This is a genomic window from Paenibacillus dokdonensis (assembly GCF_004916975.1).
Classification (GTDB): Bacteria; Bacillota; Bacilli; order Paenibacillales; family Paenibacillaceae; genus Paenibacillus_AQ; species Paenibacillus_AQ dokdonensis.
The window spans coordinates 560,236-572,686 of the sequence record NZ_STGQ01000002.1; the positions used below are offsets into that span (position 1 = coordinate 560,236).

Here is a 12,451-nt window from a genome sequence, read left to right on the forward strand (position 1 = left end):
ACTTGTGATACGGTTCACCGTATCATCTACATAATGGCAAGGTGACTCCTTCTCGGAAGACATGTCAAACTCGCTCATACAATCAACTCCTCCTTGTAGGACTACCCTCTTCTTAGGGATATCATGGAAATAATTGTAATCTGTAATAAGAGGGAACACAAGCCACAACACTTGAACCACCAATATCCTTTGATGTCCATGGAGTTAGGGAATTGCTCTTAACAACCTGGTTCTTTTCAGCTCCTTTATAATAATAATATCCCTCAGCAAATGACGAACTGGTTGAAGAAAAGGCCATAGAAATAGCAGCAATAGTAAATAACAATGTTCTTTTTGGTAATTTCATAGTTTTTAATCTCCTTGAGTTTAGTCCTTAAGAGTTCCAGTACTATGAATGCTGTCGATATTATCTAAATCCGTATCAGTTAAAAATGGTTGTCCACAAGGAATCACAGCGATATCTTCTATATTCCCACTTGTAAGAGTAGCATCTATTATCCCCGATTAGGGTTATCTAATTGAAATAATACTTATCTTCACCATTAGCATGATTCATGTTAATATCAATTCTTCCATAGTATATTTCCCTTTCGAGTGATGTACATCAACCAGGATATGGACCTAGAAACTAATTATCCGAAATATTACAAACCTATTGTTTATTGATTGCTAAAAGTTCGTCAATTATTAAATCATTAGGTAAAACATACTTTTCCTCGTCGTAATTTTCGTCAATTCCGAGTATTAAACAATCGAATTTATGGATTAACACTCTATAATGATTTATTCTCGCTAATTCCTTTCCTTTTCTTAACCATTCATTACCCTCACCTATTTCCAAACTCAGTAGAAATTTCGAGTAATAATATATTGCTTCAATATAATAATATTTTATATGTTCCAAATTTTTAATTGCGTTTAGGTAGAAGCTTCTTGCGGACGCAGTATCATTTTCCAAAAAAGCATACATTAATGATTTTAAACCTTGAGTATATGGATTTGTTACTACTAACTTATCCACAGTCTTCTTATCTATCTCTCCTAATTTTGCTTTTATATAATTAGTTTGCATTATTTCGGCGTATCGCTTTTTATATAAACTGCCTATGTATTCCTCAAGGCGGTCTTTATCTATTGAATTCGTATTATACTGTATTTCAAATAAATAGAATTCGCCTTCGGTAATTTTCAAATCCAAAGACTTTGTGTACTCGCCTGCATGAAATAACATTGCAAATAAAAATTCAGGATAATCATAGCCTTTACTAATAATTAATTTCCTTATTTCTCCGTAATTACTATAATTATATACATTCATTGCAGTAGACATTATTTTCTTTTCCAAAGGGACATTAATATCGAGTGAATATAATTTCTCAATTGGTAACAACTTTGATAATTCTATATAAGCATTTTCAAAGTCACCCGCATAATACCTTGAATTAATAATTAGACAACTCAAGTACAGTTCAGCATTTTCAATATCACTGAAGTTATGCTTTATTTTCTCTAGTTTTTTATGAAATTCCTCAGCTTGTTCTGTAATATTAAAATAAATATCGATACTATCAATATAGTCAAGTTTTTTACGCTTATCTCCTTCAAACTCGAATAAATAGTCTAGGCATTTCAAGTTATTTCCAATATTTTGATCAAACACTTGCAAGTGCCATGAATCCATCCCCTCTTTTCGAGAACGTAGCATTTCTATTAGATAAGCATTTAAATTAAATGCTCTTTGATAATAATCTATTTTTTCTTTGTCTGACCTCTTAAGAAATTCATGGCCAGCAAATCTACCTAAAATAGATTGAAGTTCTATGAAGCCCTTGTTTATTTCAATTAGAGATTTATTTTCTAGAGCAGTGATTTCTTTATCAGTTACCTTTTTAGAGTCCCATTTATATTCTCCTTGTGAAAAAAAAGCTCTTATATTATTCATGTGGATACCATCCGGAAATAATGATAGTATCTCAAAAAGAAGCTTTTCATTTGGCAATAGTTTGTTAAATGAATAAGCTATGGATTGATATAAAGATTTCGAACGTTCGATATTAGCATCAACTTTTCCATCGAAAATATCATTGTATCCCGCCTCAGTAATGGTGAAAAAATTAGTTTCAAGTTCATTTTTTAACTGGGTCATACTTTTAGTCTTTGGAATATTTTTTGTTATTAATTTAATAGCAAGTGGATTGTTATTAAGTAATTTATCCAGAATCTCTTCCTTAAGTATTTTTGTATCAAACTCAGAAATTGCTGATTTATAATATTTGGTAAATAATTGGAATGCTTCTTCGTTTGTAAATGCTCTTAATTCGTGTCCTTCCTCAAATTCAAATCCAATCCATTCCCTTGAAGTAATTACTACATTGGAGTAGTCGCATATAAAGGTTATTAGATTTTTTATTAAATCATTATCCTCAATATAAAGTAATGGCTCAAAATTATCTAAAATAATCAATGCGTTTTTTCTCATGTTATTATCTGAAATATGATCCTTCAAATTTAATGAGCTATCTAAATCAAAACATTGTGCCAGTTTATATTCAAATGACTGATAGTTCTTAATAGACTCACAATCTATGAAATTAATCCCATCATTGAAATACCCTCTTGCATATAATTCTAACGCAACTTTTTTTACGATGGATGTTTTGCCTATACCACCAGACCCCTTTATTGTTAGTATCTGTTTAGTGGTATCTATTATTTTTCTAATAATATCTTCTAAGTCAGTTTTCCTACCAATAAAATTTATTAGATTCTTTGCATCAATATTTTGAGATAATTTTACCTTTCCTTCCTCACTTAACATCTTAATTTTTGAATTGCCTTTGGTTAGTGAAGTAAGATTGAATAGATCAATATTAATAATTTGACTCTTCTCATTAAGTAAATTCAATGATTTTTTTTGAAAAATTTTAAACACAAAACTGTTTAATTCATTTAGTAATAACAACGTGATTGGTAAAGTAATATTTTCTGAATCCAAGGATGGTTCTTTATCTACAAAAATAAACAGTCCTTTTAACTTTTCTATCATTAAATTCCCTTCAAATTCTTGAAGAGATATAAGCTTGCTTTTTAAATATTGATCTTCTATTAGTAGTTTATTTTTGATTATATTTGTAAAAACCAATATATAATCATAGTCTTCTATATTATGAAGTGTATCAATTGATAAATGGAAACAATCAACTATTACGTTGTATTTAGCAAAGTATTTTAATACTTCTTCAAATGTGTACCTGTCCTCCCTATCTATTGGAGCACTTATTAATAGAGCAAATTTCATTTCTAACGGATAAGTTTTTTCTTTAATATCTGTAATGTTTCCTCCCTCATTAATTACCTCTATCGCTGCACTCGTTTGTAAGATATTTTCTTTAGCCTCAATTAGCTGATCAAAAAAAACTTCTATTTCACTCCAACTGTCAATTACTATAGATGATACACCATCAAAATTTGTGTTTTTATCAGTAGTTAGAAGATAATGATTTTTAGTATATCCTTTATAGATATTATAAATGTAATCAAATTGTTTTCTTACATACTCGTCTGACAAACTAAACCCTATAAAAAGTATAGTGTGATCTGAAATCAAACTTCTCAACTTTTCAATTGCAGGAGTTTCGGAATAAAGCTCCTCATAATCATCTTGAAACAAAATGCATTTATCTGGACTTTCTATACATCCATGTAATTTTAGTATAAAATTATCAATTTCTGAGATGTTGGCTATATGATATGTATTGTCGAAAACAATCTTTTTATACTTTGTAGCTTCTTCAAGAAGCCGGTCATAATTGGTAGTAATTATTTTAGACGAAACTCTACCTACCTTCTTATGAAGCTCAAGATTCATGTTATTCAAAGGTCTATCAATTTCTTTATCTAGAACACTATATATATCTTTTTTCTTATCTTTAATTTTATCTAGAACTTCTAAGGAACTAAACATATTAGATGCTAACCCATCGATTAAAACTTGATACTTCGTTTCTTCTCTTGAGATTTCACTAAGTATTTTTGTGATAAGGCCGTTCCAATCAGGAAATCCTAGAGGTTTTGAAAAACCTGATCCTATGAATAAAATAAGCTTGTTTTTCTTCAATGCATCAATAATATGAGCGTTCATAAACTTCCGCCTCCTTAATGTTTCTTAATAGTATTATAAATATTATTGTAAAAGATTAGCAATTTCAATTTCTTTAGCCCTACTTATGATGCGGTTCAGCTTAACAACTATAGGGCGAAAAAAACCAGAGCACTAAACATTAGTTCCCTGATTTCGTGAAAAGGGGTTATGCGCGTGATGCTTAGGATGTTTGGGGAGGTGGCATAATTTAACATTCAGGATACAAAATCTTGCCAATAGTCCAGATCGCACTGTTGTGAAGTTAACGCCACCCTCACTTGCATGTTAACACTTGGAGCCAGTCATCGAAATCATTTCTTTTCTATATTCTAGTTGATATTTGAAAGAGAGACTACAAGTCAGAGCGTGCTTCATCGAAATATGAGGCATGTTAAATATCTGTAGCGACAGCTACTTTCGGGCGCTCTTGTCGTTAGTTGAGGGTGGATAACTCCAAGGAAATGAACAACCAAACTAACCTCCTCCAACATTTCTCGTTCTTTGCCGAAATTAGGGTGATGTTGACGTTTACTTACGAAATCATTCTACACTATAATAATAGAATGATAGCATTTACATTATTAAGGAGCGAGTGCAAATGTTGGGGGAAATAAAGACTATAATTGAAAAAACAAATCCTAATAATGAAGCCTATAAATTTGGATTCATCAACGGTGAAGATAATAAATCTTATTATTTTGATAAATATTCTTTCCCACTTGAAAGTAACGGAATAAATAAATTTAGCAATGGAGATTCTATTACTTTTACGCCTGTTCGGTCAAATAAGAATAATGACCGCGCAGAAAACATATATCCCGCTACAGTGAGTTTTACTATTAACGAAAAAAATTCACACACTGGGTCTGGGGAAATTCATTTCTTCAGAAAAGGCTTTGTAAAACATATAGCAAGGAATAAGTCTTCAGTATATACGCAGCATTTAAAGAAAGAAGCGAGAGAGGATGTAATACTAGATAAATTAAGTAATTTGTTATATGTGTCAAAAATTGATCATTTTGATATGGATAAAGGAGATCGTTATCCGTTTGCTCTGCTTGGAACTACAGAAATCTTGAAGAGATATGTGAGAGGGCAACGTGAATTTTTGTTGGTTTTTTCACATTTTGACAGTCGTGATTGGCAGGATAGAACATTGAAAGCAGAGCGTGAAATTAGGAAGTTAAAAGAAGTTGTCGACCGCAATCCCCTCCCCAATTTTTACATGTTGGTCAGCAATGCTGATGGACTAAAAAATAGAATTGACGGTTCTATAAAAGGTAAACCAATGGCAGCAATAATTCCTTTTTCATTTGATGAAATATTAGGATGCAAAACAAATGAGGCATTAAAAGACTTAATCTTAAATCGCTTTGCCGAATATCATTTCGAGAATAACATGTTGGGCGAAAGCACGGCTATCGAAGAAGATAATCTTCTATTTGGAGATCGCGGGAAAATTGCCGATGCAATTGTTGAGAGATGCCGCCAGGGTGGCAATTCCGGAATTTTTGGGCTAAGACGTAGTGGCAAAACATCGGTTCTTAACGCTTCGCTACGAAGGTTGGATAAAGAAAATATAAAATATATTAAAATAGAATCTCGTTCTGAATTGCAGAATTCCAGTTCGTGGAAGGCGGCTTTATATTTCATATCTCGCAGAATTAAAGAAAAAATCAACAATATGGAGCAACGTGTCGAAGAATCGTATACCGATTATTTGTCTAGATTAAAACTAAACCGAACTTTTGAGGATTTTTCAGAAAATGCATCTTTGAGTTTTGTAGAAGACGTTAAATTGTATTGCAGAGCTAACCACTCCTTTGTAATTGCAATAGATGAAATCGAACTAATTACATATAACACAGCAAGCACACAGGCATGGAAAAGTATGGAGGCTTACTGTGGTTTTTGGGGCGCCTTAAGAGATTGTGGTTGTTCCCTTATTATTTGTGGAGTGAATTCTGCAATTAATGAAATCAGTACAATAACGTTTGATGGTGTATCTGGAGATAATCCCATGTATGAAAGGATAACGAGCTGTTCTGAGTCATATAAAACATATCTTCCGGCCTTTACAGATGAGCATACAAAACACATGATAAATACTCTTGGAGGATACAGCGACATTGGGTTTTCCAACGTATATCCTGCAATCAATAAATCTTTCGGAGGACAACCCTATGCTATCCGACAATTTTGTGCGTTTGTATTTGAAAATGTAAAATCAATGCGCACGCATACCGATACCTATGAGGTATCGCAAGCAACCGTGGACAATTTATTGATAAAATTCAACAGTTCGAATGCAGGAAGAAGTCTTTATGAGACCGTTTTGCAACACGTTCGTACTTACTATAAAAACGAATATATAATTTTGGAAAAAATGGCCCTTTCCCCGCAAGCCTATAATTCAATTGGCGCTAGTGAGGTTCAAACGATTGACCATCTCGAAAAATATGGTTTGATTGAGTATGATCATGGAACATCCTTTGTTACATTCAAAATACACTCTATTCGTGAGTATCTATGCGAAGTTTGCACCAAAGATCCATTAACAATGGACAACGATGAACGAAGAAGATATGTGCAAGACTTCGTTGCAAATTTTGAGAAAAAACTTAAAACCCATATCTACACTTATTACAATATAACTGGAAAGGAACGAGAAGGGCGAAATATTCTGAAAAAATTTGTGACCGCTAATGAAAATTATGGAACTCGGCTAGACATAAACACTTGTAAATTTGAAGAGATATTTGAACATAAAAAGTTCATAATGTATTTTTCAAGCTTAAAAAAAATCATTAGTCTTAATTGGAATTACCTTGGACAAAAATTTGAAAACATCAATATCAACAAAAACAGATTTCAGGTTTATATGGATGATTTGAATGCTGGAAGAACAGATGCAGATCATTATGATGCTGAAGATATAGGTGTACACCCAACCTTGTGGGATATTAATGACGATACAATACAGCGTTTCCGAGTTGCTATGGAAGCCTTAAGCATATTTTAGTAACAACGATTTCCCCGATTGTAAACTTAACTTGTTGATAAACTATCTTCAAAATTCAAACTACTATACAAACCTACTTACCTATTATTAGCGACAATGTTTCAACCTCCCGTTCAAAACCCGCTCCTGAGGTCAGAGCGCGTCGCCATGAACGTACAAAAACATCCTGAGAATTATAAGAAAGTAACTGTTACAGGTAAATTAAACCTAAATGATTTCGTTAATTGGCTCTAACCCATCCCATCCAGATTAGCCCCGAGCAATTCTTTTGTTAGCGACAGTGCCACGTAATTTAAAATGAACCAAGCCATCATCCCGGGTGGCTTTGGTTCATTTCGCATTCCCGATTTATCCCAATAATAGTAATTCATAACCTCAAGGTTGTGGATTTACCATATGGAGGCGAGGGGAGTTGAACCCCTGTCCGAAGATTACACCACAAACTTGAAATAATTTCGCCCTACTTATGATACGGTTCCCCCCGATTTATCTTCACCGCGCGATAAATCTGCTCGGTCAGCACCAGCCGCATCAGCTGATGCGGCAGCGTCATGCGCCCGAAGCTCAGCTTCTGCTGGGCGCGGCGCAGCACCTGATCGGAGAGCCCGTGGCTCCCTCCGATCACGAACACGACATGGCTCGTCCCGTACGTGCCGAGCTTGTCGAGTTCGGCAGCCAGCTCTTCCGAGCTCCACAGCTGGCCGCCGATGGCGAGCGCGACCACATGCGCGCTCTCTTTGACATGCGCGAGAATGCGTTCGCCCTCGCGCTCCTTTACGATCGACACCTCGGCTTCGCTCAAGGTGTCCGGAGCTTTCTCGTCCGCGACCTCGATCATCTGGAATTTGATGTACGGGGTCAGCCGCTTGGCGTATTCCTGGATGCCCTGCACCAAATACTTCTCTTTCAGCTTGCCGACGCCAATCAATTGAATCAACATGTTCGTATGTCCTCCGTTCATGAAACCTTGATATGTACTGTATTATGGGAAGCTCCGTTGCCTTCCATCCCTGTCCATCCGGGGCTACTTGGAATAGGCCAATTCTTCTTCCTCTTATTTTTATTTTCATGTTCCTGATCCCTTGCCCGCAAAAACCACGGATATCGACATCCCGCACTTCCATGGCAATTAAAAAGGAGCGTGCTCCCACGCTCCCCTGTTACCTTATGCTTTTGTGGTTATACGACCAGAAACTTGCCGGCCTGCTCACAGTGTGCGCACTGCACAGGCGGATCCCAATCAGAAAACTCTGTATCCTTCAGATCCACAACGTCCGGAGCATCCTCGTATTCGTCCACAAACATATCAATGGCAAGCTCCAAATGTTCTTTGCATACTACATACATAAATGAAAGCATCCCTTCTAACGTTGCACACGGTTGTCATAAGTCCATCTTTTGCAAAAATCTAAATTCCTACTCAAATTATAGCTCTTTTTCGACATTTTCGCACATCTGTTTTTCTGATGTTATCTTTATTGATCCGGCTTTTCCGCCAGCTTCACGTTCGTCGTTTGTTCCTTGCCACCACGGTAGAAGGTAACCTTTACGGTATCGCCGATTTTGACTTTATCATACAGGAATTTCTTCATTTCCAGTGTTGTCGTAATCGGATCATCGTTAAATTTCACGATGACGTCATTAAGCTTCAGACCAGCCTCCTGCGCCGGACCAATGGCATCCAGCACCACGACTCCGTCTTTCACATCGCTTGGCAGCTTCAGCTCCTTGAGCTGATCCTCATCCATTTGGGCATACGGGTTACCGAGATCCATGGAGTAAATGCCGATATACGGGCGGGCAATCTTGCCATGTGTCATCAGCTCATCGACCGTCTTCATCACTTGTTCCACAGGAATGGCAAAGCCCAATCCCTCTACACCGGCATCCGCAATCTTCATCGTGTTAATGCCGATGACTTTTCCGTTCAGATCGACAAGCGCTCCGCCGCTGTTGCCTTCATTGATTGCCGCATCGGTCTGGATAACCTCCTGCTCCCAGTCATATATACCATCCTGGTTCAGGGATACGGGCACAATACGGTTCGTGTAGCTTACAATACCGGAAGTCAGTGTGTCACCAAGTCCAAGCGGATTGCCGATCGCAAACACCGTTTCCCCAAGCCGCAGCTTGCCGGAGTCGCCCATTTCCGCTACCTCATTAATATCTTTATCGTTGACTGCCAGCACGGCGATGTCATTCACCTTATCTGCGCCGACGAGCTTAGCTTTTTTCATCTCACCATTTACCAACACCACTTCGAGCTCCTGTGAGCCTTCAATAACGTGGTTGTTCGTAATCACAAAGGCCTGACCCTGGTCTTTTTTGAAAATAACTCCTGATCCCAGAGCCGAATCCTCCAGACTGGTCTTATCCTTCTTGGCGTCCTTGTAATTCACAATGCTTACTACGGTAGGGCGTACTTTGGCTGCAGCCGTTACTAATCTGTCATAAGGATCGGCGTTACTGTCCAGCTGCTTGGAATTGATGGCGCTAACTGCGACCGCTTCTTTCCCGGAGGAAGGCAGCCCCGTGATCATACTGAACAACAGCACAGCCACAAATGCGCTGATGACCGAGCTGATCGTAGCGACCTGAAGCGTGGACATCCCCCGGCTGCGCCTGGATCTCGGCCAGACTTCCTGCGCCTTGCCAGCTTTGCGGAGTCCGCGTTCGCGCTTCGTCACTTTGGTCGAATAAAAATCGTCTTGAAACAGCCCCATGTGATCCTCTCCCCTTTGTTGTCACGCACCCAAATCCAACCTGCCGTTTTGTACCTCCAATACCCTCTTAGGTATGTAATCCTGTCCGGTCCTCATCTGAATAATCATTTCCATGTAAGAGTTCGTCTGCATGATCTTCAGTTATCTTCAATCTACCTAAAGATTACCTTTTTGGCGCTGTTTTTTCTGTAGTGCAAAAGTCTTCATTATTATAAACTGCATGATGACCCTAAAGGTTGCGTTTAAAAATCCCTTTATTTTTAATCACCACAAAACAGCCACTCTTAAGCAAAAAAATCCATTTTTCTTCAACTTTTTGATCCAGACATCCAATTTTTACGGGACTCTATCAAAAAACAGGAATATTTCCATCTGCAAGCTACTAGAATAATAGCAGACCAGCAAAGTACAGCCTCTTCCAAAGCAAGGCTACACTCAATAATTTACCTAAAATCTGGAGGCTTACTAATCGCCCTCAGCCCAACTGCTGCAAGGACTTTCAGGTTTTTTTCCGGTACAGATTATTGTAACACATGGAGGTCTTCGTACCTAATTTATTTTAAAAGGTTGTACTGGTGAGTTGTGGGATTTGATTGTTCATTTTTGGAAATAATAGTAGAAGAGAGTTACCAAGAAATCATGCCAGGAGGATGAATATGATGGAACGATTTCCGTCCAGTATGGACTATGTGCAGATGATGGCCAAGCTTGGAGATTTGAAGGATGAGCATTACCGCAATACCCTTGCCCTCAGCACGATTATCGAGCTGCTGGTAGACAAGGGCATCCTCACCCGTGAAGAGGTGGAGAGGAAGGCGGCCGAACTCGACCAATTTATGGTTCACTCACCTTATCCCATGGTGTAGGGCGGTCATAATACGTCTCGCATAATTTAAATTCACTGTCTTTATAAAAACAGCCTCGTTCCTCCATACTGTCGCGCACGGTCATTTTAGCCAGATCCATCATGTTATGGTCGCGGCTGAGATGTGCCAGATAAGTCCGCTTCAGATCACCCGTGAGCAGCTCGCTAAGGGCTTCACCAGCAGCGATATTGGACAAGTGACCCATATCGCCAAGGATACGGCGCTTAATATTCCAAGGGTATCTCCCCATTCGCAGCAGCTCGATATCATGATTCGCTTCGAGCACCATCACGTTTGAGTCGCTGAGCGACTGCTTCACCTTATCACTCATATATCCGAGGTCTGTAGCCACGCTGAGCTTCTCATTACCGTCATAAAAGGAGTAGGCTACAGGCTCCGCTGCATCATGTGAAATGCCAAACGATTCCACGCGTAGGGAGCCGAAGTCGCGGACTTCACCGCTATCCATCACAATCCGGTTCTCCTCAGCGATCTTGCCAATGGACTTCTCCATTGCTTCCCATGTCTTTTCATTGGCGTAGATTGGCAGATCGTACTTGCGCGCCACGGCCCCAAGACCTTTGATATGATCCGAATGCTCATGGGTGACAAGAATGCCGTCGATCTCCTCGCCCGTTACATCCCGCTCCTTCAGCAGCTCATCAATCCGTTTGGCACTCAGGCCTGCATCGATCATCAATGTCGTTTCTTCATTTCTGACCACGGTGACATTGCCGGTAGAACCGCTGGACAGCACTGTAAAAGATATTCCCATAACCACTACTCCCTTTCTTTCTCCGTCTTCGGACTGCTCACAGTAACATCCCCGCTGATGCCCTGTACATAATACATCTCTCCGCTTTCCAGCGTAAACCGCCACGAAGGCGCGGCCACCTGGCTTTCCGAGTTATATACCTGCCCGTAGTACCCGAGCTGAATGTCCTTGATATTCGAACCCGGTGGAATATGCCGCTCCACCAAGGTTTTCAGCGCATTACTGGCCGGCAGCATTTTCTGATTCTCCTCATCTCCCGATGTCGCAATCTCGATTGGAGACTGGCTGTAGGAGATAATCCGCTGCTCGCTGTAGTACAACTCCAGCTGGTCGTTAAATAGCGGCCATTTCTGGTCCACGAGCGCGTGCATGACGAAGCGTCCGGCAGCTCCGGCCTGTTTAACCCGCTCCATCTCGCTTTTGCTCATATACTCGCTTGCCAGCGGATCATACTGATAGTTTCCAATCTCCGGAATCCGCCCTTTTAAGGCACTCACCAATTCTTTATCTCTAAAAATCAGCTGACTTTCAATTTTATCCTGTAATATGACCAGCCCGCCAATGCTTTCCCCATTCAAATATTGATACGTGATCTTGGGCAGCTGCGGCGTAATGCTCGGAATCTGGCACAAAAGCTGTATCGATTTTTCTTTCATGATCTTCTGCGTACTCTCCGACAAGGAGGCAAAATCCAGATTGGTGTCCGCCTGCTCACGCACATCGGCCCATAGCTGATAACCCAGCACCAGGTTTAGCAGCAAAAAAGCATATATCAATACATTTTTGGCCCGTCCCCAATCCATTCCTTTGCCTCCTTATATGCAGTCATTGTGAGAGTTTACCACTACGATTAAGGATTGTTCTCCCCATCGTTGTCGTTCTTCAGAACAATACTGTCTCTCTCGCAGCTTCCACCTTCGTCAT

At 39.0% G+C, this 12,451-nt stretch carries 9 protein-coding genes; 2 read left to right on the forward strand and 7 right to left on the reverse strand.

Annotation, left to right across the window (positions count from 1 at the left end; genetic code table 11):
* Positions 1–121 precede the first annotated feature (121 nt).
* Both E6W40_RS20570 and E6W40_RS20575 read right to left on the reverse strand, forming a co-directional pair.
* Complete coding sequence (locus E6W40_RS20570; RefSeq protein ID WP_136607482.1) at positions 122–346, reverse strand: hypothetical protein; 225 nt, start codon at positions 344–346, stop codon at positions 122–124.
* Between the two features lie 306 nt (positions 347–652).
* Positions 653–4,141 carry an SIR2 family protein gene (locus tag E6W40_RS20575; RefSeq protein ID WP_136607483.1) on the reverse strand — a complete coding sequence of 1,163 codons (3,489 nt, stop codon included), beginning with the start codon at positions 4,139–4,141 and terminating at the stop codon, positions 653–655.
* A 598-nt stretch (positions 4,142–4,739) separates the two neighbouring features.
* Here E6W40_RS20575 and E6W40_RS20580 point away from each other — a divergent pair.
* Positions 4,740–7,163, forward strand: coding sequence for an ATP-binding protein (locus tag E6W40_RS20580; protein ID WP_136607484.1), 2,424 nt, complete (start codon positions 4,740–4,742; stop codon positions 7,161–7,163).
* A 460-nt stretch (positions 7,164–7,623) separates the two neighbouring features.
* Here the strand turns inward: E6W40_RS20580 and rlmH are convergent, their stop codons facing one another.
* The 3 genes from rlmH to E6W40_RS20595 form a co-directional block, all read right to left on the reverse strand.
* A complete protein-coding gene (gene rlmH, locus E6W40_RS20585; protein ID WP_136607485.1) occupies positions 7,624–8,103 on the reverse strand; it encodes a 23S rRNA (pseudouridine(1915)-N(3))-methyltransferase RlmH in 480 nt (159 codons plus the stop codon).
* 239 nt (positions 8,104–8,342) lie between these two features.
* The gene (locus E6W40_RS20590; RefSeq protein WP_136607486.1) at positions 8,343–8,510 is read right to left on the reverse strand and encodes a CxxH/CxxC protein; all 168 of its coding nucleotides are present in this window, start codon (positions 8,508–8,510) and stop codon (positions 8,343–8,345) included.
* Between the two features lie 128 nt (positions 8,511–8,638).
* The gene (locus E6W40_RS20595) at positions 8,639–9,886 is read right to left on the reverse strand and encodes a S1C family serine protease (RefSeq protein WP_136607487.1); all 1,248 of its coding nucleotides are present in this window, start codon (positions 9,884–9,886) and stop codon (positions 8,639–8,641) included.
* Positions 9,887–10,545: 659 nt separating this feature from the next.
* Here E6W40_RS20595 and E6W40_RS20600 point away from each other — a divergent pair.
* Complete coding sequence (locus tag E6W40_RS20600) at positions 10,546–10,752, forward strand: hypothetical protein (protein WP_136608176.1); 207 nt, start codon at positions 10,546–10,548, stop codon at positions 10,750–10,752.
* Here the strand turns inward: E6W40_RS20600 and E6W40_RS20605 are convergent.
* Together E6W40_RS20605 and yycI are read right to left on the reverse strand one after the other, a co-directional pair.
* Positions 10,721–11,527, reverse strand: a complete 807-nt coding sequence (locus tag E6W40_RS20605; protein ID WP_136607488.1) for an MBL fold metallo-hydrolase — start codon at positions 11,525–11,527, stop codon at positions 10,721–10,723. The two genes, E6W40_RS20600 and E6W40_RS20605, sit on opposite strands and share 32 nt — an antisense overlap.
* Before the next feature lie 5 nt (positions 11,528–11,532).
* Positions 11,533–12,330 carry a two-component system regulatory protein YycI gene (gene yycI, locus E6W40_RS20610; protein WP_136607489.1) on the reverse strand — a complete coding sequence of 266 codons (798 nt, stop codon included), beginning with the start codon at positions 12,328–12,330 and terminating at the stop codon, positions 11,533–11,535.
* Positions 12,331–12,451 lie beyond the last annotated feature (121 nt).